Annotated in this window: 21 protein-coding genes; 5 read left to right on the top strand and 16 right to left on the bottom strand. The window is 55.3% G+C overall.

From position 1 onward, the window contains the following. Positions 1-135: 135 nt before the first annotated feature. From dusA to ACI2I2_RS17335, 3 genes are all read right to left on the bottom strand, one after another. The gene (dusA, locus tag ACI2I2_RS17345) at positions 136-1,134 is read right to left on the bottom strand and encodes a tRNA dihydrouridine(20/20a) synthase DusA (protein WP_404659015.1); all 999 of its coding nucleotides are present in this window, start codon (positions 1,132-1,134) and stop codon (positions 136-138) included. A gap of 173 nt (positions 1,135-1,307) precedes the next feature. Then, positions 1,308-2,618 (bottom strand): conjugal transfer protein TraF, encoded by a 1,311-nt coding sequence (gene traF / locus ACI2I2_RS17340; RefSeq protein ID WP_404659014.1) that lies wholly within the window; start codon positions 2,616-2,618, stop codon positions 1,308-1,310. Between the two features lie 176 nt (positions 2,619-2,794). Then, positions 2,795-3,283, bottom strand: coding sequence for a cupin domain-containing protein (locus ACI2I2_RS17335; RefSeq protein ID WP_404659013.1), 489 nt, complete (start codon positions 3,281-3,283; stop codon positions 2,795-2,797). 125 nt (positions 3,284-3,408) lie between these two features. On the opposite strand from ACI2I2_RS17335, the gene zur reads away from it, so the two are divergent. Continuing rightward, a complete protein-coding gene (gene zur / locus ACI2I2_RS17330) occupies positions 3,409-3,930 on the top strand; it encodes a zinc uptake transcriptional repressor Zur (protein WP_404659012.1) in 522 nt (173 codons plus the stop codon). A 226-nt stretch (positions 3,931-4,156) separates the two neighbouring features. Here the strand turns inward: zur and ACI2I2_RS17325 are convergent, their stop codons facing one another. The 4 genes from ACI2I2_RS17325 to ACI2I2_RS17310 form a co-directional block, all read right to left on the bottom strand. Next, positions 4,157-4,366, bottom strand: a complete 210-nt coding sequence (locus tag ACI2I2_RS17325) for a CsbD family protein (RefSeq protein WP_404659011.1) — start codon at positions 4,364-4,366, stop codon at positions 4,157-4,159. Between the two features lie 148 nt (positions 4,367-4,514). Next, positions 4,515-5,834: an MATE family efflux transporter DinF gene (gene dinF, locus ACI2I2_RS17320; protein WP_404659010.1), complete on the bottom strand. Its 1,320-nt coding sequence runs from the start codon at positions 5,832-5,834 to the stop codon at positions 4,515-4,517. An 86-nt stretch (positions 5,835-5,920) separates the two neighbouring features. Beyond that, complete coding sequence (gene lexA / locus ACI2I2_RS17315) at positions 5,921-6,529, bottom strand: transcriptional repressor LexA (RefSeq protein WP_330983818.1); 609 nt, start codon at positions 6,527-6,529, stop codon at positions 5,921-5,923. A 109-nt stretch (positions 6,530-6,638) separates the two neighbouring features. After that, on the bottom strand, positions 6,639-7,007 hold the full coding sequence (locus ACI2I2_RS17310) for a diacylglycerol kinase (RefSeq protein ID WP_404659009.1): 369 nt from the start codon (positions 7,005-7,007) through the stop codon (positions 6,639-6,641). A gap of 128 nt (positions 7,008-7,135) precedes the next feature. On the opposite strand from ACI2I2_RS17310, the gene plsB reads away from it, so the two are divergent. Then, complete coding sequence (gene plsB, locus ACI2I2_RS17305; protein WP_404659008.1) at positions 7,136-9,553, top strand: glycerol-3-phosphate 1-O-acyltransferase PlsB; 2,418 nt, start codon at positions 7,136-7,138, stop codon at positions 9,551-9,553. 273 nt (positions 9,554-9,826) lie between these two features. Here the strand turns inward: plsB and ubiA are convergent, their stop codons facing one another. The 5 genes from ubiA to malK form a co-directional block, all read right to left on the bottom strand. Continuing rightward, positions 9,827-10,696, bottom strand: a complete 870-nt coding sequence (ubiA, locus tag ACI2I2_RS17300; protein ID WP_404659007.1) for a 4-hydroxybenzoate octaprenyltransferase — start codon at positions 10,694-10,696, stop codon at positions 9,827-9,829. Between the two features lie 13 nt (positions 10,697-10,709). Further along, on the bottom strand, positions 10,710-11,207 hold the full coding sequence (ubiC, locus tag ACI2I2_RS17295) for a chorismate lyase (RefSeq protein ID WP_330986188.1): 498 nt from the start codon (positions 11,205-11,207) through the stop codon (positions 10,710-10,712). Between the two features lie 189 nt (positions 11,208-11,396). Further along, positions 11,397-12,368 carry a maltose operon protein MalM gene (gene malM, locus ACI2I2_RS17290; RefSeq protein WP_404659006.1) on the bottom strand — a complete coding sequence of 324 codons (972 nt, stop codon included), beginning with the start codon at positions 12,366-12,368 and terminating at the stop codon, positions 11,397-11,399. Positions 12,369-12,486: 118 nt separating this feature from the next. Then, positions 12,487-13,839, bottom strand: coding sequence for a maltoporin (locus ACI2I2_RS17285; protein ID WP_330986186.1), 1,353 nt, complete (start codon positions 13,837-13,839; stop codon positions 12,487-12,489). Between the two features lie 39 nt (positions 13,840-13,878). Then, entirely contained in the window at positions 13,879-14,988 is a 1,110-nt protein-coding gene (gene malK, locus ACI2I2_RS17280; protein ID WP_404659005.1) for a maltose/maltodextrin ABC transporter ATP-binding protein MalK, read from the bottom strand. A 371-nt stretch (positions 14,989-15,359) separates the two neighbouring features. Between malK and malE the strand changes: the two genes are divergently transcribed. The 3 genes from malE (at position 15,360) to malG (ending at position 19,116) form a co-directional block, all read left to right on the top strand. Beyond that, positions 15,360-16,550 carry a maltose/maltodextrin ABC transporter substrate-binding protein MalE gene (malE, locus tag ACI2I2_RS17275; protein ID WP_404659004.1) on the top strand — a complete coding sequence of 397 codons (1,191 nt, stop codon included), beginning with the start codon at positions 15,360-15,362 and terminating at the stop codon, positions 16,548-16,550. A 116-nt stretch (positions 16,551-16,666) separates the two neighbouring features. Further along, positions 16,667-18,211 carry a maltose ABC transporter permease MalF gene (gene malF / locus ACI2I2_RS17270; protein WP_404659003.1) on the top strand — a complete coding sequence of 515 codons (1,545 nt, stop codon included), beginning with the start codon at positions 16,667-16,669 and terminating at the stop codon, positions 18,209-18,211. A gap of 14 nt (positions 18,212-18,225) precedes the next feature. Then, a complete protein-coding gene (gene malG / locus ACI2I2_RS17265) occupies positions 18,226-19,116 on the top strand; it encodes a maltose ABC transporter permease MalG (protein WP_404659002.1) in 891 nt (296 codons plus the stop codon). Positions 19,117-19,211: 95 nt separating this feature from the next. Here the strand turns inward: malG and psiE are convergent, their stop codons facing one another. The 4 genes from psiE to ACI2I2_RS17245 form a co-directional block, all read right to left on the bottom strand. Beyond that, positions 19,212-19,622, bottom strand: a complete 411-nt coding sequence (gene psiE / locus ACI2I2_RS17260) for a phosphate-starvation-inducible protein PsiE (RefSeq protein ID WP_330986181.1) — start codon at positions 19,620-19,622, stop codon at positions 19,212-19,214. A gap of 170 nt (positions 19,623-19,792) precedes the next feature. Beyond that, entirely contained in the window at positions 19,793-21,889 is a 2,097-nt protein-coding gene (locus ACI2I2_RS17255; RefSeq protein ID WP_404659001.1) for a YjbH domain-containing protein, read from the bottom strand. Beyond that, entirely contained in the window at positions 21,886-22,626 is a 741-nt protein-coding gene (locus ACI2I2_RS17250; RefSeq protein WP_404659000.1) for a capsule biosynthesis GfcC D2 domain-containing protein, read from the bottom strand. The genes ACI2I2_RS17255 and ACI2I2_RS17250 overlap by 4 nt, the downstream gene beginning before the upstream one ends. Next, on the bottom strand, positions 22,623-23,261 hold the full coding sequence (locus tag ACI2I2_RS17245; protein ID WP_404658999.1) for a YjbF family lipoprotein: 639 nt from the start codon (positions 23,259-23,261) through the stop codon (positions 22,623-22,625). The genes ACI2I2_RS17250 and ACI2I2_RS17245 overlap by 4 nt, the downstream gene beginning before the upstream one ends. Between the last annotated feature and the right edge of the window lie 11 nt (positions 23,262-23,272).

The following is a 23,272-nucleotide window of genomic DNA, read 5'->3' as shown; positions in this document are numbered from 1 at the left end:
GCTATGTCCCTCAAGATAACGCAACTGGGTTAACCAATACAAAAAACATGCCAAAACTAACTTATTGAATTAAAACAAAAACGCCCCGCAAGCTGTTGCGAGGCGTGGTCAATTTGACTAACTATTAGCGAGTATTTAACGCTTATTCGCCACTAACTGCAGTGCTTGCTCCAGCACGTCGATATCGGCACCCGCTTTGTGAGCGTTTTCACTGAGGTAGCGACGCCACTGGCGCGCGCCCGGAATCCCCTGGAACAGGCCCAACATATGACGCGTGACGTGGCCCAGATAGGTGCCACGACTCAGCTCGCGCTCAATGTACGGATACATCGCGCGGACGACGGCGACAGGATCAACATCCGCGCCTTCAACGCCAAAGATTTCACGGTCAACGGTCGCCAGAATGCCAGGGTTTTGATACGCCTCGCGCCCGACCATCACGCCATCCATGTGCTGCAGGTGCTCTTTGGCTTCGGCCAAAGACTTAATGCCGCCGTTGATGGACATCGTCAGATGCGGGAAATCACGCTTGAGCTGATAAACACGCGGGTAGTCGAGTGGCGGAATTTCGCGGTTTTCTTTCGGGCTCAGGCCAGAAAGCCAGGCTTTGCGCGCGTGGATGATAAACATCTCACATTCGCCGTTGCCGGAAACGGTATTGATGAAATCGCAGAGGAATTCGTAGCTGTCCTGATCGTCAATGCCAATACGCGTTTTGACGGTGACCGGAATGGAGACCACGTCGCGCATCGCTTTCACGCAGTCTGCCACCAGTTGTGCATTGCCCATCAGGCAAGCACCGAACATGCCGTTTTGCACACGGTCTGACGGGCAGCCAACATTCAGGTTGATTTCATCATACCCGCGCTCTTCAGCCAGCTTCGCACAATGGGCTAACGCCGCCGGATCGCTCCCGCCGAGCTGTAAAGCCAACGGATGCTCTTCCTTGCTGTACGCCAGATAATCGCCTTTGCCATGAATAATCGCCCCGGTGGTCACCATTTCGGTGTACAGCAGCGTGTGACGCGAAAGCAGGCGCAGGAAGTAACGACAATGCCTGTCCGTCCAGTCGAGCATCGGTGCGATGGAGAAGCGGTATGCAGGAAAAGCGGGGGATTGTGTTTCTGGCAGCATGGTGAAAGTTTGAGCGTCCGGTTAAAAGGGGGCGCTACTATAGCACAAAGGAAGCGCAGAGGAATTGCCCGGCGGCGCTACGCTGGCACGAGCCTACAAAGGCAGAGCGGGCCAGGTAAGCAGTGCGAAAGTTCATGTAGGCCGGGCAAGCACACGTGCCGCCCGGCAACACATCAGAAGGTCAGACCCAGTTGCACACCCGCGCCCCAGGTTTGATCTTCGCCGTACAGCCCCATCAGATCGACGTGAACTGTGTTCAGCGGCGCGAAACCAACACCTGCGGTGAAGACGTTGCTGTCATTGCCTTTCACGTCTGCGCGATAACCCGCACGCACCGCAAGCCAACTCAGCGGCGTCACTTCTGCCCCGACGCCAACGTACTGGGAATTATCTTCGCTCTTAAATCCTTTGGTTTCCGTCAGGTCGCCGTCCGCACTCAGCGTCACCAGGTCGGTGTGCCACGCCACGCCGGCTGTCACCAGTGGGCGAATTTGGTAGGTGTCTTTGTAGTTGGTGGTCACGCCGGTTGAATTGTTGGTGATACGAACATCTTTGGTGTCGATATCACGCGACATCAGGTTTTGTCCGCTTAAACCCACTGTCCAGTTTTCGCCAAAGTCTGCTGCAATCCCTGCATCCACGTTAAAGCCAGTATCGTCATTGCGATATTTGCTCTTCTTCCAGTCATCACTGTGATAATCATCAATGGACGTCGTGTAGTTATAGAGCCAGGTTTGCTGCAGTTTCGGCGTGACCCCAAAGGAAACCGGCACGCCGCCGATATCAAATTTACGGGCGATTGCGATGCCGTAATCGGAAACAATGGCGGCCTTACCGGATGCGGTGGAATTGAGATTATTGGTCAGCGAATCGCTGCCGTTAATCAGCGCGTTAGCCGCCTGTGATGCAGCAAAAGGATCGGAATTCTGAATATTACGCAGATAGTCGATATCGCTCTGATCGATACTGGAACTGACACGGGCATGCGCATAGGCCTTGGTGACAAACGCCAGTGAAACGGCGGAGGTCGGCACGCTGACGGCAATACCAGCACCGGCATTCGCACGCGCAGTTTTGCCGCGTAAATCTTCCAGTTGCCCGGCTAAATCGCCTGCGGCGCTTTGGAACTGATTTAACGTGTCGCCGGGATTGATCAGAATATCCGTCGGCGTGATGTTATCCAGCACGCTCTTGTAGTGGTCGATATCGTTGCTGATATCGTCAATTTGATCGCGAAGGTTGTCTTTGTCGGTAATCTGCCCGCCAACCGACGGAATAACGACAGAGACATCATCGTCAGGTTTGGATTTTGCCAATAGCGCCGGGTTAATCAACACTGCGCTGCCATAACTGGCTGACGCAACCCCGGTTCCCCCCATCGCATCACTTCTTGCTTCAGACCACGTATTCGCAGCCCCCGCCTGATTTGCCATAAAAAGCGAAACTGCCGCAGACACCACAGAATATTTGATATTTTTTTTCACGATAGACTCGTTATTTGCAGGTGAACGTTTATCCCTGTTCAGTTATCGGCTGAAAAGGGGCGAACTATTGCTGTGAATAACGATGTAAAAAGCAGCCTGTTAGGGCGATTTGCGTTAAGGGGCGTCGTGTTATCGTAGGAATATGTGACGCCCCTCAATATTTATAGATGAGATTGTTATTTTCGCGAGGGTTTACCGTCATGCGGGCCAAAAAACTGCGGCGGATGGTCGACCCAGCGGTCCTGGCGGGTCGCGGCATACTCCTGATTCAGCGGATAGTAGATGCGATTGTGCTTTTTATTGGCTTCGCCAACGACCAGCAGACACACCTCTTCCTCAGTATTATTGATAAAAGTGTGGCAGACGCCCGTCCCGGCAGGAAAGCCAACGCTGTCGCCCGGTTCCAGTTGCCAGAGATAGCCGTTTATCCATGCCTGCGGGTTGCCCTCAAGCACATAAATAAACTCTTCTTCATCGCTTTCGGCATGCGGGTAAGACGTGCGTCTACCCGGCGGAAGGCGTTCGTGGTGAATGCCTAAATGACGCAGCCCAAGCTTACGCGCCAGGGGCGCACCGATGGCAAACAGCTCAGGGCTGTCGGGATAGGTTGAGTTATCTGGCTCTTCCAGGTCACGCCAGTGTCGAATGCAGTCGGGTCGTTTCATCTTTCCCCCGGGATTTTTTCCCTGTTGTCTTGCGTCATGTATAGCACACACCCGGCAGGTTATCGGCGTTTGTGCCATAACATGATAAAGTAGCGGTTTACTTTTTAGCTGATTCGAGGACGCCGATGGACAAGACCACTCCCCAGGATATGCTCACGCATGCCGAAAGGCTTTGCGCTCAGCGCGGCGTGCGTCTGACCCCGCAGCGTCTGGAAGTGCTGCGCCTGATGACGCTTCAACAGGGCGCAATCAGCGCTTATGATTTACTCGATCTGCTGAAAGTCAGTGAGCCACAGGCGAAACCACCGACCGTTTATCGGGCACTGGAGTTTTTACTCGAACAGGGTTTTGTCCACAAGGTTGAATCCACCAACAGCTATGTGTTGTGTCATCTGATTGATCACCCTTCACACAGTTCTGCGATGTTTATTTGTGACCGTTGTGGGGTGGTAAAAGAAGAAGTTGCCGATGGCTTGGAAGACATCATGCATAAGCTGGCTGCGAGGATGGGATTTGCGCTGCGCCATAATGTGCTTGAAGCCCATGGTTTGTGTGCGGAGTGTGTTGAAGTGGAAGCCTGTGCAACACAGGATTGCTGCGGGCACGACCATACCATTCAAATCAAAAGAAAGCCGGGCCAGAAATAGTAGCGGGCGGCCTAAGCCGCCCACAGACAGATAACAGACCCTAATACGATTGAGAGCTGTCATAGGCAGCCGAATAAAACTAAGGAAAATCGGTTTATTGATTTTCGGCCGCTTTCCACAAAGAAAGGAAAAACCACGCTTTTTCCTTTCTTTGTCTGAACAGTAGCGGGCGGCCTAAGCCGCCCTGAGGGTTGTACTTCCTTGTACCTACGGGTAGAGCAGTGGGTTACCAGCGATAATCGTTGCGGGTTTCCCAGTCTTTAACCTCTTTCTCAGCCTGGTCCTTCGCGTATCCGTAACGCTCCTGGATTTTACCTACCAGCTGATCGCGCTTACCTTCGATAACGGTAAAGTCATCATCGGTGAGCTTACCCCATTTCTCTTTCACTTTACCTTTGAGCTGTTTCCAGTTACCGCCGACTTCGTCTTTATTCATGATCCTTTCCTCATCGTTCGGTGAAGCAGAGTGAAGTAACGTCGTCCTGTAAGCATCGTTTTCTGCTGGACGTGATAATGAGTATAGGTAAGGATATTGGCTTTCAGGAATTATTCAGAATCTTTAACCATAGCGGGAAACGAACCCCCTACGAAAACCAGGTTCCGTGTTGCCAGTGACGTCGCCAAATCCAGGCCAGAGAGAGCCCGCGCAGCGCAAGAAACACCGCGAGTGACAGCCACAATCCGTGGTTGCCAAACAGCGGCACGGTTAACAGTGTCAGAGCAAAGCCAGCGGCGGCGACAGCCATGCTGTTACGCATTTCAGCCCCTCGTGTCGCACCGATAAACATGCCATCCAGCAAATAACACCAGACGCCAATCACCGGCAGAATCACCTGCCAGATAACATAGCGATCGGCCAGCTCACGCAGCTGTGGCAGTGAGGTCAGCATCGCCACAATGTGCTCCCCGCCGACGGCATAAATCATGGCAAATGCCAGTGCCACTAAGCCGGATTGTCGGCACGCCGCTTTCCAGACGTGCAGCAGTTGGCTGTCATCTCTCGCGCCATATGCTTGCCCGGAATGGGCTTCAACCGCATAAGCAAAACCATCCAGCGCGTAGGCGGTGAACGTCAGCATGGTCATCAACACGGCGTTGACCGCGACAATGTCGCTACCCAAACGCGCGCCAAACACAGTCAGAGCGCCAAAGCAGAGTTGCAGTAGCAGCGAACGCAGCATGATGTCCCGGTTGAGTGCCAACAGACGACGAACATTGCCGCGCCAGGCCTCTTTCAACAGCGCTAATGAAATGCCTCGCAGATGCAGGACCCGCCGAACCATCAGCAAGCCAATGAAGAAAGTGACATATTCCGAACATGCGGTTGCCAGTGCCGCGCCTTGCACGTTCATGTGCAGACCCATCACCAGCCACAAATCGAGCGCGATGTTCAGCACATTCCCCACCACCAGCAAAATGACCGGTGCGCGAGCATACTGCACACCAAGCAGCCAGCCCAGTAAGACCAGGTTTGCCAGAGAAGCCGGCGCGCTGAGCCAGCGGATCTCAAGGAAGCGCCTTGCCTGTTCCAGCACCGCATCACTGCCGCCGACAATATGCAGCGCCAACTCGATAAGCGGCGTACGAAGCAGGACAATGGCTATCCCTGCGCCCAACGCCAGCAACAACGGTTGTACCAAAGCACGCGCCAGCCGCTGTGGATCTTTCGCGCCATAAGCCTGAGCCGTCAGGCCGGTGGTGCTCATTCGCAGGAAAAGCAGCAACATGAAGAGGAAGCTGGTCGCCATAGACCCCACAGCGACACCGCCCAGATACACAGGACTATCCAGATGCCCAATCACCGCCGTATCCACCAGCCCCAGTAAAGGGACAGTGATATTGGAGAAAATCATCGGCAGCGCAAGACGCCACAATGCCTTGTCCGCAGCAGTGAATAGCGACATCGGAAAACCTGTCAGAGTGGAAAGGTAAAACGAAGTGGCGCCAGAATTGCGCCACTCAAAACACGAAGCAGAAGGCTAAAGGATGATTATAGCCATTCGCCGTTGCGGATCACGCCAACCGCCAGACCTTCAATCGAGAAGTTCTGTTCGCGCAGGTCGACCACGATCGGGGAGAATTCACTGTTTTCAGGCAGAAGCTCAACGGTGCTGCCCTGTTTTTTCAGGCGTTTGACCGTCACTTCATCGTCGATGCGCGCGACAACCACCTGGCCGTTACGCACATCCTGAGTTTTATGCACTGCCAGCAGGTCGCCATCAAGAATACCGATATCGCGCATCGACATGCCGCTGACGCGCAGCAGGAAATCTGCGCTTGGCTTGAACATGCCTGGATCAACCTGATAATGGCCTTCAATATGTTGCTGTGCCAGCAGCGGCTCACCGGCAGCCACGCGGCCAATCAGTGGGATGCCCGCTTCTTCTTCAACCAGAAGACGAATGCCGCGAGAAGCCCCGGAGACAATCTCAAGCACGCCTTTACGCGCCAGCGCTTTCAGGTGCTCTTCAGCCGCATTAGGGGACTTAAATCCCAGGCGCTGTGCAATTTCCGCACGCGTCGGTGGCATGCCCGTCTGGCTGATGTGATCCCTGATGAGATCAAACACCTCTTGCTGCCTGGTCGTTAACGCTTTCATTCCGCCCCCTGGGTGTATATACAGTTATGCTGTGAGTATATACAGTTGATGGCGATTTTGGAACCGCAAAACGCACAAAAAACCAGACGGTTGCGTAATTATGTGGCGTCTATCGAAAATGCGACCACAGCAGCAGTGCCCAGGTGAAGACGGCGATAATGATAGCCAGCGTGACCGCGGCAGAACCCATGTCCTTCGCGCGCCCTGACAGCTCGTGATGCTCCGGCCCGATACGGTCGACCACTGCTTCAATCGCACTGTTGAGAATTTCCACTATCATCACCAGAAGCACCGAGCCAATCAGCAGGACGCGGGTGATGGCATCCACGTCCAGCCAGCAGGCGATAATGACGGCGATCACGGCGGCGGTACCCTCCTGACGGAAGGCGGCTTCGTTCTTCCACGCCGCGCGGAACCCTTTCCAGGAGTAGCCTGTCGCCTTGATGATTCGGGTTAACCCGGTGGTATTATTGGCCATCAAAAGAACCTTTTTATTTATTAGCGTCAATGTCACTGCGCGCCGTAAGTGGTAGAACAGATATTCTGCTTACTTTCTGTTATCCTTGCGACGCATTTGCATGATTAACCAGAGGCTTTACATCGTTTATGTCTGGCTGGCCACGAATTTACTACAAATTACTGAATTTACCATTAAGCGTGCTGGTAAAAAGCAAGTCCATTCCGGCAAATCCTGCCCAGGAACTTGGACTCGATACCTCACGCCCAATTATGTACGTTCTGCCCTATAACTCGAAGGCAGATCTGCTGACGTTACGCGCCCAATGTCTGGCGCACGATCTCCCGGATCCGCTGGAGCCGCTGGTGATCGACGGAACCGAGCTGCCGCGTTACGTGTTCATTCACGGCGGGCCGCGCGCGTTCACTTATTACACGCCGAAAGAAGAATCCATCAAGCTGTTCCACAACTATCTGGACCTGCATCGCAGCAACCCGGATCTCGACGTGCAGATGGTGCCGGTTTCGGTGATGTTTGGGCGTTCTCCGGGGCGCGAAAAAGGCGAAGTTAACCCGCCACTGCGTATGATGAACGGCTTCCAGAAGTTCTTCGCCGTCACCTGGCTTGGTCGCGACAGCTTCGTGCGTTTCTCGCCGTCCGTGTCACTGCGCCGCATGGCGACCGAACACGGCACTGACAAAATTATCGCGCAGAAGCTGGCTCGTGTGGCGCGTACGCACTTCGCCCGTCAGCGTCTGGCGGCCGTAGGCCCGCGCCTGCCTGCGCGTCAGGATTTGTTCAACAAGCTGCTGGCGTCCAAAGCGATTGCCCGCGCCGTTGAAGATGAAGCGCGCAGCAAGAAAATCTCCCACGAAAAAGCGCAGCAGAACGCCATTGCGCTGATGGAAGAGATTGCGGCTAACTTTTCTTACGAGATGATCCGCCTGACAGACCGCGTTCTGGGCTTTACCTGGAACCGCCTCTATCAGGGGATTAACGTTAACAACGCCGAGCGAGTTCGCCAGTTGGCCCACGACGGCCATGAGATTGTCTATGTGCCTTGCCACCGCAGTCACATGGACTATCTGCTGCTCTCTTACGTGCTCTACCATCAAGGCCTGGTGCCACCGCACATCGCCGCGGGTATCAACCTGAACTTCTGGCCAGCTGGCCCGATTTTCCGCCGCCTCGGCGCGTTCTTTATTCGTCGTACCTTCAAGGGCAATAAGCTCTATTCCACCGTGTTCCGCGAATACCTCGGCGAACTGTTCAGCCGTGGTTACTCCGTTGAGTACTTCGTGGAAGGTGGCCGTTCCCGTACTGGTCGCCTGCTCGACCCGAAAACCGGCACGCTGTCGATGACCATTCAGGCGATGCTGCGCGGCGGGACACGTCCTATCACGCTGGTGCCAATTTACATCGGCTACGAGCACGTGATGGAAGTGGGCACCTACGCGAAAGAACTGCGAGGCGCGACCAAAGAGAAAGAGAGCCTGCCTCAGATGCTGAAAGGCCTGAGCAAGCTGCGTAATCTCGGCCAGGGCTACGTGAACTTTGGCGAACCGATGCCGCTGATGACCTACCTCAATCAGCACGTGCCAGAGTGGCGCGAGTCTATCGACCCAATTGAAGCAATTCGCCCGGCATGGCTGACACCAACGGTGAATAACATTGCCGAAGACCTGATGGTGCGCATCAACAACGCAGGCGCGGCTAACGCCATGAACCTGTGTGTGACCGCGCTGTTGGCTTCTCGTCAGCGTTCTCTGACCCGCGAACAGCTCGCCCAGCAGTTAGACTGCTATCTGCAACTGATGCGCAACGTGCCGTACTCGAAGGATTCGACAGTGCCTGCCCTCAGCGCCAGCGAACTTATCGATCATGCGCTGCAGATGAATAAGTTCGAAGTGGAGAAAGACACCATCGGTGACATCATCATTCTGCCGCGCGAGCAGGCGGTGCTGATGACCTACTACCGCAACAACATCACGCATATGCTGATGATCCCGTCCTTGCTGGCCGCGATTGTCACTCAGCATCGTAAAATCTCACGCGAAGAGATGGTTCGCCACGTCGAGACGCTGTATCCGATGCTGAAAGCCGAGCTGTTCCTGCGCTGGGAAAAAGCCGAACTGGCGGGCGTTATCGACCTGTTGCTGGCAGAAATGCAGCGTCAGGAGCTGGTCACGGTTGAGAATGACACGGTCAGCATTAACCCGTCTCACTCCCGCACGCTGCAATTATTGGCAGCCGGTGCGCGCGAGACGCTGCAACGCTACGCCATCACCTTCTGGCTGCTGAGCGCGAACCCGTCAATCAACCGCAGTACGCTGGAGAAAGAAAGCCGCACCGTGGCACAGCGTCTCTCCGTTCTGCACGGCATCAACGCGCCAGAGTTCTTCGACAAAGCTGTATTCAGCACCCTGGTGCTGACGCTGCGTGACGAAGGCTTTATCAGTGATTCCGGCGATGCCGAGCCGGCGGAAACCATGAAGGTTTACCAGATGCTGGCGGAGCTGATCACTTCCGATGTGCGTTTGACGATTGAGAGCGCCAGTCAGGACTAGGTAAACTGCAAAAACCTTCCTTCGGGAAGGTTTTTTTGTCTTTGCGCCCTCTCCACGTGGGAGAGGGGTCGGGGGAGAGAGCATCAGACCGCACAAGGTAAACAGCAAAAACCTCTCCCGGAGAGGTTTTTTTAGTGTTTGCGCCCCTCGCCCCGTGGGAGAGGGGTCGGGGGAGAGGGCATCAGACCGCACATGCCTTCAATATGAATTGCCGGGTGGCGGCTTCGCCTTACCCGGCCTACAAGATCCTCAGACAGGCATCTCAGATTAGCGTTAAACCAAATAACTCATCGCCAGGCCAATAAACAGCACCAGCCCAACGTAGTTGTTGTTCATAAACGCCTTAAAGCAGGCATCGCGCTCGCGGTCTTTAATCAATTTCTGCTGATAAACAAACAGTGCCCCGGCGACAAAAATCGACCAGTAAAACTCCCAGTTCAGCCCGCTCATCCAGCCTACTGCCGCCATCAGCGCCAGCACCGCTACCTGCAAAATGCCGATAATCAGTTTGTCTTGTTTGCCGAACAGGATCGCTGTGGATTTCACGCCAATCTTCAGGTCATCGTCACGGTCGACCATCGCATACTGCGTGTCATACGCCACCGCCCAGCAGATATTGGCGAGGAACATCAGCCAGCAGCTCAGCGGCAGTGTTTCACTGACGGCGGCATAGGCCATCGGAATCGACCAGCCAAACGCCGCGCCTAACACCACCTGCGGCAGATGGGTGTAGCGCTTCATAAACGGATAGACCCACGCCAGCGCCAGCCCGGCGACGGAAAGCAGGATGGTCATTTTGTTGAGCGTCAACACCAGCAGGAAGGAAAGCAGAACCAACACCACAAACAGCCCACGCGCTTCTTTTTCGCTGACATCGCCGCTTGGCAGTGGGCGATGCGCAGTGCGCTTCACATGACCATCGAATTTACGATCGGCGTAGTCATTCACCACGCACCCTGCCGCGCGCATCAGCCAGACACCTGCGACAAAAACCGCCAGTATCCACAGCGGTGGCACACCGGGCGTGGCAACCCACAGCGCCCACAACGTTGGCCACAGCAACAGCAGCGCGCCAATCGGTTTGTCGGTACGCATCAGGCGGTGATAAGCCAGCAGCTTATTCTGCGTCAGACTCCTCTCCATTCTTCTTTTCCTCTCAGTACAGCGGTGATGCAGGTAAAAACAGCTCAGTCAGCAGCAGCGGTTTTCCACTCAGCCGGAGACGGGAACGGCGTCCCCACAGCTCTGCATCCTTACCAATCTCGATAAAATCGCGGGTTAACGTCGACGATGTAAACAGATAGCGCCCCAACGGCGTATTACCCAGCTGCTGTAATTGCAGCTCAGGGCCGCTCAGGGTGGATTCCGGCACGACGGTGCGCCCGACAAGCCAGGGTTCGCCGTCAGCACAGAGCAAGATTTCTCGCAGCCAGTAGCGCGATTCCGCAGGCAGGAGTGACAACTCCTCGGCCACCTCATCCTGCCCGACAAACGCTTCGCGGATAAGCGTTACCGTCACGCTTTTGCCTTGCTGTTCAAAACGTTTGGTCATGGAATCTTCCAGCAGCAGCCAGTCGCGAAGCTGTGCGTCGAGTTCCGGAAGGGTGGCGAAATAGCGTAGCGCGCGCAGTTGCGCCAGCGCAGGGTGTGACATGCCTGACTCTCCGATACAAAACTTATCGGCATTGTATCGTAGAAAACGGCGAACGGGAGGAAGAAACATGAATATACGATCTTCTGCGCAACAGCGATGCAACACGTGCCATTGCGTCAGAAAAAACGGTGCGCCCGCGAGGACGCACCGAATGGCCAGGGCCTAAACATCAGCATTGTGGGGAGATGTTTACCCCTTGCCTTTTACACTGCTGATAAAGGTGGAACGTGCAGACGTTGAACCGAGGCGCTCGGCTTCGTTCAACAATTTGAGGGCCTTATCAATATTGCCTTCTTTCACCGCCTGTTTGATGGCGTTGTTGAAGTAACTTTCCGTGTCGTTCAGTACCGGTTCGCTCTTCGCTGCCGGAGCAGAAGAAGCGGCTGCCGCTGGTGCTGCAATAGCCGTCGCCGCTACTGGGGCAGCCGCAGGTGCACTGTAAACCGGTGCTGCCGTGTTACCCACGGTGACAGGACCAGGGCCGGAAGAACCGAACAGTGGGCCAACCAGAACGCTGGAGGCTGACGAGGTTTTCACTTGCAGTTTGAGCGTGCCATCGGTGACGTGGCGAGCAATCGGGTCCGGAATATCCGGCACGGCGTTACCGGTGCCTTTGGCATAGGCTTTTGCCGGGTCAACCAGTTTGGTGGTCTGCTGCAAATCCTGCGGCGTGGTGAACACCAGCACATAAATTTTCTGCTGGCCCAGCGCTGGCGTCAGGCGCATCACCCCTTCCAGGCGATCGGCGCTCATCACACCGGGTTCCTGATAGGTAAAATAGTTGCTTGGGAAGAACGCCGATGGCGTCATGTTCTGATCCAGAATCAGCACGTTCGGTGCAAAGACGCTGGTTTGTTTGTTCACTTCGCTGGTCAGGGTGATATTCAGCTCACCAATATTTGCTGGCACGCTGTAAGCCGCAACCGGACCGGAAATCCCCGGCACATTCAGCTGCTGGCCACCCGTGGCAAGGGACGTGTTTTGGGTTTTCGATTGGTCAACCGGCGTCCAGGTCAACTGCTGCAGCGCAGAAGCCGGGATAGCAGGCGCCGCGGTAGTGTTCTGCGGCACAAAATTCACATCAGCAAAACTGACTGCCGGAACGCTTGCCAGCAGGCCAGCGGAGAGGCAGAGGGCAACAAAACTTTTCTTCATTTTCATTTTTTATTACCTCAAAGACAGGGCTCAGCGGTAGCCAGGCAATAGCGCGCTGAGTCTAAAACAGAGGGGCTTTCGCCCCTCTTTATGTGGCATAACAGTGGGTTAACTTAACTGCGAATTACCACCAGATTTCCATCTGGGCACCGAAGCTCCACTCGTCGCTATCGCCGCGGCCCAGGCCAGCGGTCTGCATACCGAAGTTAGAGTTGAAGTTGCCGCTGGTAGAAATCGGGCTACCACCGGTGTCATAACCCCATTTCTCATCCCACTTGGCGTAGGTCGCGAAGACACGGATTGCCGGACGGGACCAGATGCTGTCGCCCGCCTGCCATTGCTGTGCCAGGGTAATTTTGTACTGGTTGTTGGTGTCGCCGGTGTTCTGGGATTTGACGTTGTCGTAGCCCACTTCCAGTAAGGTACTCATGATTGGCGTCCATTTGTACATTGGACGAACACCCACGGTGTACCACTTGGTGCCGTTGTTGTTATCCCAGTTGATATCCTGGTACATACCGACGTACATCAGGTCCCAGCTGTCGCCCAGGGAGATTGCACCGTGGTCGAGGATACGCAGCAGGTGGCCGTTGTTGTTGATGCCGTAGGCATACAGTTTGCCATCGGTATCGTCATTGCCAAGACCGATGCCCGCGCCCTGAGACAGGCCTTTACCCTGAGAAGTCATGGAGTCAGTGGCGTACTGAACCACGAACTTGTTAAAGCCTTTCAGCATGCTCTGGGTGTGTTCAGCGGTGAACATCCAGCCATCTTTCGAAGCCTGTGGCTGCAGGTAGTAATCGTCGTTTACGTTGGTGTGACCGTAGTCAACACCCAGTTCCAGCGTACCGCCTGGGTTGATTTCCATCTGCGCCAAACGCACGTCGAACACGTCGTTCGCGGTGGCGGTGGTGTAGTCACGAACCTGGTTGCTGGCGAAGGTAGAAGAACCGCCTGCTTCAGTCGAGCGGGTCACCGCCATGGAGAGTTTACCGAAGCCGAGATCGACGTTTTCCAGACCTGCACCCGGGCCGGAGATATCCCAGTAGTAGAAGTCGATCATGTGAACGTCATGACGCTGGTAGAAGCGCTTACCGGCCCACATGGTGGAACCTGGCAGCCATTCGATCAGGTTTTTACCCTGCACGTTCGCTTCACGGAACGCTGGGTCAGTCGCTTCCCAGTCGTTCTGCTGTGCTACGGAGTAGGCAACGTTAGTGTCGAAGTAGAAGCTCTTGTCGCCTTCTTTCCACACTTCCTGACCCAGCTTCAGCTCGGCGTAAGTTTCACATTCGTTACCGAGACGATATTTACTTTGTGCACCAGTGGCCTGGAAACACTGTTGCGCGCCGCCGCTACCGGTCCAGCCGATACCCGAACGGGCGTAACCTTTAAAATCTACGGCGCCCGCGTGCGCAGACAAAATGCCCGCAGTCACGGCGATCGCCAGTGGAAGTTTGCGCAGAGTAATCATCATTCTATCTCCTGAGACCATTGCTTTCTTTTGTTATGGGATTTAAACGCCCGGTTCTTTGTGCAGCCGACGACATGCGGTGCCATCCTCACGGAACAGATGGCAACGCTCTGGCGGCAGACCGATAGCGAATCTGGCTCCCTCTTCTACCAACACCACGTCGTTCTGGCGGTAAACCAGGTTTTGACGGATGGCGGGGATCTGGATATGAATTTGCGTTTCGTGACCGAGTTGCTCGACGACCTGAACGTCACCTTCGAGCGTGACATCAGCGATGTCGCTTGGCAGAAGATGTTCAGGACGAATACCTAACGACATGTTGGCGCCCACCTGCACGCCCGTACTTTCCACCGGCAGCCACACTTGCTGACGGTTAGGGAGTTCTACCTGCACCTGCTCAATGGCGGTGGCGGTGACTTTCACCGGCAGGAAGTTCATCTTCGGCGAGCCGATAAAGCCCGCAACGAAGCGGTCTGCCGGGTAGTGATACAGTTCCAGCGGTTTGCCGACCTGCGCCACGCGCCCGGCATCCAGCACCACAATTTTGTCGGCCAGCGTCATCGCTTCGACCTGATCGTGGGTGACGTAAATCATCGTGCGGCCAAGGCGTTTATGCAGACGGGAAATCTCAATACGCATCTGTACACGCAGCGCGGCATCAAGGTTGGAAAGCGGTTCATCCAGCAGGAACACGCGAGGCTCGGCCACCAGCGTACGGCCAATCGCCACGCGCTGACGCTGCCCGCCGGAGAGCGCTTTTGGCTTACGATCCAACAGGTGAGCCAGCTGCAGCACTTCGGAAACCTGAGTGACTTTCTGGTTGATAACGTCTTTTTTCGCGCCCGCGAGCTTGAGACCGAAGGACATGTTTTCGGCGACGGAGAGGTGGGGATACAACGCATAAGACTGGAAGACCATGCCGATTCCGCGTTCCGCGGGCGGCGTGTCATTCATACGTTTATCACCAATCAACAACTCACCAGTGGTGATGGTTTCCAGCCCGGCAATCATGCGCAACAGCGTGGATTTGCCGCAACCTGATGGCCCGACAAACACCACGAACTCTCCCTCCTGGATGTCGAGATTGATGTCTTTTGACACCACCACGTCACCCCAGGCTTTCGTTACATTTCGCAGCTGTACGCTCGCCATCCCCTTCTCCCTTCGTTACAACCCGTCACTAAATGAAATATTCGTTCTGCGCCGACTATGGGCTACCAATAACTTTCGTGAATCCTCCACCCCCTGGCTTTTTTGTGGGGGAGGAGGCGGGAGGATGAGGAGGGCTAGTCTGCCCCCGCATCTGGCGGGGCCTGGCTAAAATCGTGATGAACACGGCAAAAATCAGCGTCATTTTGTGTGCGCCAGGACGCATAACTTAATTTTATGTAACAGAGATCACACAAACCGGGGGTGGGGCGTAGGGTCGGGGAGGATGGAAAGAGGTTGCTAAGAAAGGAAACTCAACCGAGTAAAAGCCACCAGGCGTATCCACGAGCACATCACCAAAAAGGACGGGATATATGAAAATCAAAACTGGCGCACGCATCCTCGCGCTGTCGGCACTGACCACGATGATGTTTTCCGCCTCTGCCTTCGCCAAGATTGAAGAAGGCAAGCTGGTTATCTGGATCAACGGCGACAAAGGCTATAACGGCCTCGCAGAAGTCGGTAAGAAATTCGAGAAAGACACCGGCATTAAAGTGACCGTAGAGCATCCGGATAAACTGGAAGAGAAATACCCGCAGGTTGCCGCGACCGGTGATGGCCCGGACATTATCTTCTGGGCACACGACCGCTTTGGTGGCTACGCGCAGTCCGGCCTGCTGGCTGAAGTCACTCCCGACAAAGCGTTCCAGGACAAACTCTATCCGTTCACCTGGGATGCGGTGCGTTACAACGGCAAGCTGATCGCTTATCCAATCGCTGTTGAAGCCCTGTCGCTCATCTATAACAAAGACCTGGTGCCAAACCCGCCGAAAACCTGGGAAGAGATCCCGGCTCTGGATAAAGCGCTGAAGGCGAAAGGCAAATCTGCGCTGATGTTCAACCTGCAAGAACCGTACTTCACCTGGCCGCTGATTGCTGCCGATGGCGGTTACGCATTCAAGTTTGAAAACGGCAAATACGACGTGAAAGACGTGGGCGTGGACAACGCTGGCGCGAAAGCGGGCCTGACCTTCCTGGTTGACCTGATTAAAAACAAACACATGAATGCCGATACCGACTACTCCATCGCAGAAGCCGCTTTCAACAAAGGTGAAACCGCAATGACCATCAACGGTCCTTGGGCGTGGTCCAACATCGACAAGAGCAAAATCAACTACGGCGTGACCCAGCTGCCAACGTTCAAAGGCAAAGCGTCTAAACCGTTCGTTGGTGTGCTGAGCGCGGGCATCAACGCCGCCAGCCCGAACAAAGAGCTGGCGAAAGAGTTCCTCGAAAACTACCTGCTGACCAACGAAGGTCTGGCGGAAGTGAACAAAGACAAACCGCTGGGTGCTGTAGCGCTGAAAACTTACCAGGAGCAACTGGAGAAAGATCCACGCATCGCCGCCACCATGGCAAACGCCAAAACCGGCGAAATCATGCCTAACATCCCACAAATGGCTGCGTTCTGGTATGCAACGCGCACAGCTGTGATCAACGCTGCAAGCGGTCGTCAGACTGTTGATGCTGCGCTGAAGGATGCTCAGGGTCGTATTACTAAGTAAGCACTGTGGCGGGTGGCGCTTTGCTGACCCGCCCTACTTCTACGGTTTGCCCCGTAGGTCAGGTTAGCGAAGCGCCACCTGACAGTAAGTTTCCACCGTTGTAGAGGAAGAACCCCATGGATGCCGTTAAAAAGAGTCACTGGTGGCAGAGCGATACGCTGAAGTGGTCCGTGATTGGACTGCTGGGCCTGCTGGTTGGCTATCTTGTTGTTTTGATGTACGCCCAGGGGGAGTACCTGTTTGCCATCATGACGCTGATTTTAAGCTCAGTTGGCCTGTATATTTTCGCCAATCGTAAAGCCTACGCGTGGCGCTACGTCTATCCGGGTATGGCCGGGATGGGCTTGTTCGTGTTATTCCCGCTTATCTGTACCATCGCTATCGCCTTCACCAACTACAGCAGCACTAACCAGCTGACTCAGGAACGTGCGCAGCAGGTACTGATGGACCGCTCTTATCAGGCGGGCAAAGCCTATAACTTCGGGTTATATCCGGCGGGTGAGGAGTGGAAGCTGGCGCTAAATGATGGCGACAGCGGTAAAAACTATGTCTCCGACGCGTTCAAACTGGGCGGCGAGCAAAAAATCACGCTGAAAGAAGCCGATGCCCTGCCAGAAGGCGAACGCGGCAACCTGCGCGTTATCACCCAAAATCGCCAGGCGCTGAACCAGCTGACGGCCATTCTGCCGGATGACAGCAAGGTGATCATGAGCTCACTGCGTCAGTTCTCGGGCACGCGTCCGCTGTACACCGCCGGGGAAAACGGCGAGCTGACCAACAACCAAAGCGGCGTGAAATACCGTCCTGACAATCAAATCGGTTTCTATCAGTCGGTCAATGCCGACGGCAACTGGGGTGACGAGAAACTCAGCCCGGGTTACACCGTCAGCATCGGCTGGGACAACTTCACTCGCGTCTTCACCGACGAAGGGATTCAGAAACCGTTCTTCGCCATTTTCGTCTGGACGGTGGTCTTCTCTGTGCTGACCGTTCTACTGACCGTAGCAGTCGGCATGGTGTTAGCGTGCGTCGTTCAGTGGGAATCCCTGAAAGGCAAAGCGATTTACCGCGTGCTGCTGATCCTGCCCTACGCCGTGCCGTCGTTCATCTCGATTCTGATTTTCAAAGGGTTGTTCAACCAGAGCTTTGGTGAGATCAACATGATGCTGAGCGCGCTGTTTGGCATTAAGCCAGCGTGGTTCAGTGACCCGACCACCGCCCGTTCGATGATCATCATCGTCAACACCTGGCTCGGCTATCCGTACATGATGATCCTCTGCATGGGGCTGCTGAAAGCGATTCCGGATGACCTGTATGAAGCGTCGGCAATGGACGGTGCCGGCCCGTTCCAGAACTTCTTCAAGATTACGCTGCCGCTGCTGATCAAGCCGCTAACCCCGCTGATGATTGCCAGCTTCGCGTTCAACTTTAACAACTTCGTGCTGATTCAACTGTTGACCAACGGCGGGCCAGACCGTCTGGGCACCACCACGCCTGCGGGCTACACCGACTTGCTGGTGAGCTACACCTACCGCATCGCCTTTGAAGGCGGCGGCGGTCAGGACTTTGGCCTGGCGGCGGCAATTGCCACGCTGATCTTCCTGTTGGTAGGGCTGCTTGCGATTATCAACCTGAAAGCCACACGCATGAAATTTGACTAAGGAGGGCATCAAAAATGGCAATGGTACAACCGAAATCCCAGAAGCTGCGCCTCTTTATCACGCACCTTTTACTGCTGATGTTTATCGCGGCGATCATGTTCCCGCTGCTGATGGTTATCGCTATCTCACTGCGTGAAGGGAACTTCGCGACCGGCAGCCTTATCCCGGACCAGATTTCCTGGGAGCACTGGAAACTGGCGCTTGGCTTTAGCGTGGAACACGCCGATGGCCGCGTCACTCCCCCACCGTTCCCGGTGCTGTTGTGGCTGTGGAACTCAATCAAAATCGCGGGTATCACGGCGATAGGGATTGTGGCGCTGTCCACCACCTGTGCTTACGCCTTCGCCCGTATGAAGTTCCCGGGGAAAGCCACCCTGCTGAAAAGCATGCTGATTTTCCAGATGTTCCCGGCGGTGCTCTCACTGGTTGCGTTGTATGCCTTGTTCGACCGTCTCGGCCAGTACGTGCCGTTTATCGGCCTGAACACTCACGGCGGCGTTATCTTCGCCTACATGGGCGGCATCGCACTGCACGTGTGGACGATTAAGGGCTACTTCGAAACTATCGATGGCTCGCTGGAAGAAGCGGCCGCGCTGGACGGCGCAACCCCATGGCAGGCCTTCCGCCTGGTGCTGTTGCCGCTTTCCGTGCCAATTCTGGCGGTGGTCTTTATTCTGTCGTTTATCGCCGCGATTACCGAAGTCCCGGTCGCATCACTGCTGCTGCGTGATGTGAACAGCTACACCCTGGCGGTCGGCATGCAGCAATACCTCAACCCGCAAAACTACCTGTGGGGCGATTTTGCCGCGGCGGCTGTGCTCTCCGCCATTCCTATCACCGTTGTGTTCCTGCTGGCTCAGCGCTGGCTGGTAAACGGCCTGACCGCCGGCGGGGTGAAAGGATAAGTTTTCATCGTTATATGCCACTGTAATGCCACGTTATCCTCATGTTTGACCCTAACTTGTGACTGTTGTTTGGCGCTCTTCGGAGCGCCCTTTTTTTATTCACGCCTTAGCCGTTTCGAGTTACACAGCCATAGCGTAACCACCAGCAACAAGATCGCCGCCGAGTAGATCAGCACATCCAGAGGGGATTTATGATCGACGATGATCAGCCGCACGATAGCGGTGATCCCGATGTAAACAAAGTAGCGTAGCGGGAAGTGAAATCCGGACTGAAAGTACTTCACAATCAGGGCGATAAATTCGAAATACAGGAAGTAAACCACCAGCCCTTCCACCAGCTCATATTTGCTGGTCTGTTCCGGTGCAAACAGGACATCGGCCAGATGGACGGTTTCTTTGCCAAGAAAAACCACCAGGATCAGGCCAAGGCTAAGCAAACCCAGATTGAGCACGGTCTGCAAAACGGTGGAGATAAATTCAACGCGTGGACGGGTCAGCGACGTCATACAGCACCTCCTTCGCAGTGGCGAGCTTCCTGTATAACGCAAAATTGTGACGGGGATCTATATTTTTTGTTTATGTTTTGTGCAAAACACTGCCCGGCGGCGCTTCGCTTGCACGGGCCTACGAAGGTTTTTGTAGGCCGGGCAAACAACGTGCCGCCCGGCAATCCCTGCTAGCGGAAATTCACACTGCGATCGCTGGTCATATCATACAGCTGGAACTTACGCCCAAGCTGCTGACCGCCGTCTCGCGTGAGCGGCGTCCAGCCAATCGCCGCGCGGCTGCGGGTCGGGCCAGACGAGAACAAGTCCAGCGGCACCGACACATATACGCCTTTGGTGAAATCGCCCTCGCCATATTCCTGCGCCGAAACGTTGGTGATCGTTGCATAAGCGCCCACTACCACGCCGCTGTCGAAGTGTTTTGACACTTCCAGCGTGCCGCCTTTATCGCCCGCCAGATACTGGCCGACGCTGGCTTTAATCAGCACATCCTGAGCAAACGGCGGCGTCCAGTAGGCCGCCAGATTGCCCACTTTTGCGCTGTAATCGGTGAACTTCATCATGTCCATTGAGCTGCGCCAGTCACGCTGTTTCACGTAGTTGGCATCCACACCAAACGCCCAGTTGCTGTCCACAGGGCGCCACAGCACTTCCGCGCCCACGCCGCCGTACATGGTTTCGAGATAACCGCCGTACACCTGACCGTAAAAATCGTTGCCCAGATACTGGAGATAGTTGGCCTGCAGGTTATTCACGTAGACATCATTTTCGACGTAATCACGCACGTGAGTACGCACGCGTGGCAGCGTCGAATCGTTCGGCGGGTTGGTGTAGTTGAACTTGTCGTAGTTATTGGCGATGTTGCCAAACAGGCTACCGGTGGTCAGCAGGTGATCGGTCACCCACCAGTCGGCGGTGGCCATTACGCCAAGCTGGTACATGTAGAAACTTTCTGGCCCGCCGATGGACTGGCTCAGCACCGGATCGATGTGGAAATCAAACGACGATTTATCGATGTACCAGCCCTGCTCCGTTTTATCCGGCACCACAGGAGCTTCGCGTTTTTGTACCAACTGCGTTTCATGCCCCAACGGTTCGCCTTCCAGATGATGCTGAAGGCTCGCCACGTCCGTTTCGGTGGTGACCTGCGGCATATTAAGACGGTTTTCCGTGATGCGAATGGTGCGTACGCCGTCTGGCAGATCGTTGGCGATAATACGGTTCGCACGCTCGATGCCTTCACGGGAATCGCGGTATTTCACCTGCTCGCCTGTGACATACAGCGTGTCACCTTTGACCTGAATTTTCGGGTCGGCAAAGCCTGCATTGTACTTCAGCAAGGTCAGCTGATTCGCCACTACCGAGTGTTGCAAAATGGCATCCTGCGGCTCCGGCTGGTATTTCGGACGGGCGTTATCATTGTATGACGGACGCAGATCGTTGAAGTTGGTGCGCACCGTGAAGCCAAACATGAAGGTATTACCGCGCTCGTAGCTCAGGTTTACGTCGGCCCAGTCAGCCACGCGGTAAATGGCGCCGACGTTAAACTTGCTCTTCTGTTCGAGCTTTCCGGCAAAGTCTTCGCTGTAGTCGTTGCCTTCGTACTCCAGTTTAAGGCGCAGCGGCTGCCAGGGGGTTTGATATTCCACCCCACCGAAAATCGACGCCGGGCCGTGGAACATCTGGCTGCTGTCCATCGATCCGGCCTGGCGATAACTGTTGTTGCGATAACAGAACTTATCGTCATAGCTGCAAAACGGGTTTTTGACGTTGCCGCTGGTGCCGAGATAGCCCCAGCCAAGGCCGAGGCTGAAATCAAACGGGCCCCAGGCTTTGTTCGCCACCACATATTCGGCATCGAACAAGCCTGTCCCGCCGATATCACGCGCACCGACGGACACCTGCGGCAACCAGTAACTTTCTTCCCACAGACGCAGTTTCAGGTCGAACGCTTTGTCTTTGTAGGTCTGATCGCCGGAAAACGACTCGACGCTGCTGTACTGTTTGGTACGCACGTCGGTATAGCGCAACGTGGTTTCCAGCCACGGGAACAACTGCACCGAGGCGGAGTAGTAGCGGTACTGATCGTTATCGCGATAGTTGAGGCTGAGTTCCCCTTCACGCGCCATGCGCGCGGTGGGCGTTTGCAGCAGGCCCACTCCGCCGAAATCAGACTGAGAAGGACCTATCGGTGCCGGATACGTTTCTGCATGGCAGGCCGCGCTGATACTCAGCGCCAGCAGGCTGAAGAGATGGCTTTTTTTCATTGTTCCGGGATCCGCTGTGCAAGGGCGCGAAGAAGCTCAGCGTTAAGGTCGTCGAACTTCTTCGTCCAAAGTGAGTCGGCGAAACCGACAAAAATGGTGCTGCCTGGCATTGGCTCAATATGGCGTTTGTTCCAGTAAGCGACAGGCGCTTTTTCGCGGCGTCCATCCGGGTAGATAACCCAGGCGTAGCTGCGGTCAGCGCCGCTTAACAGGCTCATATCATCGAGATAGCTCGCCACATCTTTACCCGGCGTGAACGCCACTTTTCCTGGACGACTGATCAGGCCAAAAATGTGGACTGTGCTCGGTTGCTGCCCAACCCACAGGCTGTAGTGCCCTTCGAGTGGCGGGTTGGCGCGCCGCCCAAGTCGAACGCGATCCGGATCGAGATTCACAAACTGTCGGCCCGTGACGTTGACCGCCTGAAGCTGTTGGCGCAGCGAAGCAATGGCCGCAGCGTCATCGCCACTTTCATCCGCCGCTAATGTCGCCAGCTCTGCCATCAGGGTTTGCTTCTGCTGTTGGGCTACAGCACTGGCCTGCTTTTCAGCAATGACAGCACCGGGCCACCAGCTTTTTGCCAGCCTCGGCTGGGCGACTAAATCCGCCAGATGCGCGGCATCCGTCAGGGTTTTAGGGTCTTTTGCGCCATCGATATAAACGTCAACCGTGCCTGCCGCCAGAGCCAGAGGCGCAACAAAGAGCGCCATCAACGCAGCAAAGAGGGGTGATTTCATTGCTTTGCCGCCTTAATCAGAGTCATTTTGACCGGGAAGAAGCCAGCCCCGAGGTACTGTTCGGACTGACGAATCTGACCGTCGCTGTCGACCCAGAACCGGTTTTCCCAGCTCGCCTGATCGGTACTGACTTTCTCCACCAATACGCGTACAGCGGTGGTGTCATTCGCCAGTTTTAGCGTGTCCGTGCCGTCCCAGTGGAACTGAGAACGAGCTGTGGCGTAACGGACTTGCTTGTGTTCGGTCCAGCCCATCGTGCGGGTCCAGCTTGCGCCATCGACGAGTTGATTGGGTTTCGCCAGCGGGTCGTTGTCGATATTGCTGACGCTCAGCAGGTTGTCACCGCCGAGCAGCGTTTTCACCATGCGGGCATGTTGGGTGACGAGGGTCGCCTGATCCTGAGTCACCCATTTCTGCTGACCATTTTCAGAAAACGCGAGTACCACAAAAAGCTGGGGGCCGTTATTGAGCTGCAGGTACTGGCTGGCGTACGGCATGTTCTGGATATCATCGGCGGTTAACTGCACGCCCGGGGTGCCAAAAAGACTGTGCCAGAGAGATTTCCCCAGCCCTTCCGTGCTGGCAGAACAGGCCTGAAGCAGCAGGCAAAGCAGAATAATTATGGGTCGCTGCACGACTCTTCTCC

It is taken from the genome of Scandinavium sp. NPDC088450 (assembly GCF_044900545.1).
GTDB lineage: Bacteria > Pseudomonadota > Gammaproteobacteria > Enterobacterales > Enterobacteriaceae > Scandinavium.
This window is presented reverse-complemented; position numbering and strand designations above follow the sequence as displayed.

What these genes read in the sequence shown, in the direction of transcription:
- ACI2I2_RS17250 (WP_404659000.1), bottom strand. Translation starts at nt 22,626, where the DNA reads ATGAAATCACCCCTCTTTGCTGCGTTGATGGCGCTCTTTGTTGCGCCT.
- plsB (WP_404659008.1), top strand. Translation starts at nt 7,136, where the DNA reads ATGTCTGGCTGGCCACGAATTTACTACAAATTACTGAATTTACCATTA.
- malF (WP_404659003.1), top strand. Translation starts at nt 16,667, where the DNA reads ATGGATGCCGTTAAAAAGAGTCACTGGTGGCAGAGCGATACGCTGAAG.
- malM (WP_404659006.1), bottom strand. Translation starts at nt 12,368, where the DNA reads ATGAAAATGAAGAAAAGTTTTGTTGCCCTCTGCCTCTCCGCTGGCCTG.
- ACI2I2_RS17310 (WP_404659009.1), bottom strand. Translation starts at nt 7,007, where the DNA reads ATGGCCAATAATACCACCGGGTTAACCCGAATCATCAAGGCGACAGGC.
- zur (WP_404659012.1), top strand. Translation starts at nt 3,409, where the DNA reads ATGGACAAGACCACTCCCCAGGATATGCTCACGCATGCCGAAAGGCTT.
- malK (WP_404659005.1), bottom strand. Translation starts at nt 14,988, where the DNA reads ATGGCGAGCGTACAGCTGCGAAATGTAACGAAAGCCTGGGGTGACGTG.
- ubiA (WP_404659007.1), bottom strand. Translation starts at nt 10,696, where the DNA reads ATGGAGAGGAGTCTGACGCAGAATAAGCTGCTGGCTTATCACCGCCTG.
- dusA (WP_404659015.1), bottom strand. Translation starts at nt 1,134, where the DNA reads ATGCTGCCAGAAACACAATCCCCCGCTTTTCCTGCATACCGCTTCTCC.
- ACI2I2_RS17285 (WP_330986186.1), bottom strand. Translation starts at nt 13,839, where the DNA reads ATGATGATTACTCTGCGCAAACTTCCACTGGCGATCGCCGTGACTGCG.
- ACI2I2_RS17335 (WP_404659013.1), bottom strand. Translation starts at nt 3,283, where the DNA reads ATGAAACGACCCGACTGCATTCGACACTGGCGTGACCTGGAAGAGCCA.
- dinF (WP_404659010.1), bottom strand. Translation starts at nt 5,834, where the DNA reads ATGTCGCTATTCACTGCTGCGGACAAGGCATTGTGGCGTCTTGCGCTG.
- malE (WP_404659004.1), top strand. Translation starts at nt 15,360, where the DNA reads ATGAAAATCAAAACTGGCGCACGCATCCTCGCGCTGTCGGCACTGACC.
- ubiC (WP_330986188.1), bottom strand. Translation starts at nt 11,207, where the DNA reads ATGTCACACCCTGCGCTGGCGCAACTGCGCGCGCTACGCTATTTCGCC.
- psiE (WP_330986181.1), bottom strand. Translation starts at nt 19,622, where the DNA reads ATGACGTCGCTGACCCGTCCACGCGTTGAATTTATCTCCACCGTTTTG.
- ACI2I2_RS17255 (WP_404659001.1), bottom strand. Translation starts at nt 21,889, where the DNA reads ATGAAAAAAAGCCATCTCTTCAGCCTGCTGGCGCTGAGTATCAGCGCG.
- ACI2I2_RS17325 (WP_404659011.1), bottom strand. Translation starts at nt 4,366, where the DNA reads ATGAATAAAGACGAAGTCGGCGGTAACTGGAAACAGCTCAAAGGTAAA.
- malG (WP_404659002.1), top strand. Translation starts at nt 18,226, where the DNA reads ATGGCAATGGTACAACCGAAATCCCAGAAGCTGCGCCTCTTTATCACG.
- lexA (WP_330983818.1), bottom strand. Translation starts at nt 6,529, where the DNA reads ATGAAAGCGTTAACGACCAGGCAGCAAGAGGTGTTTGATCTCATCAGG.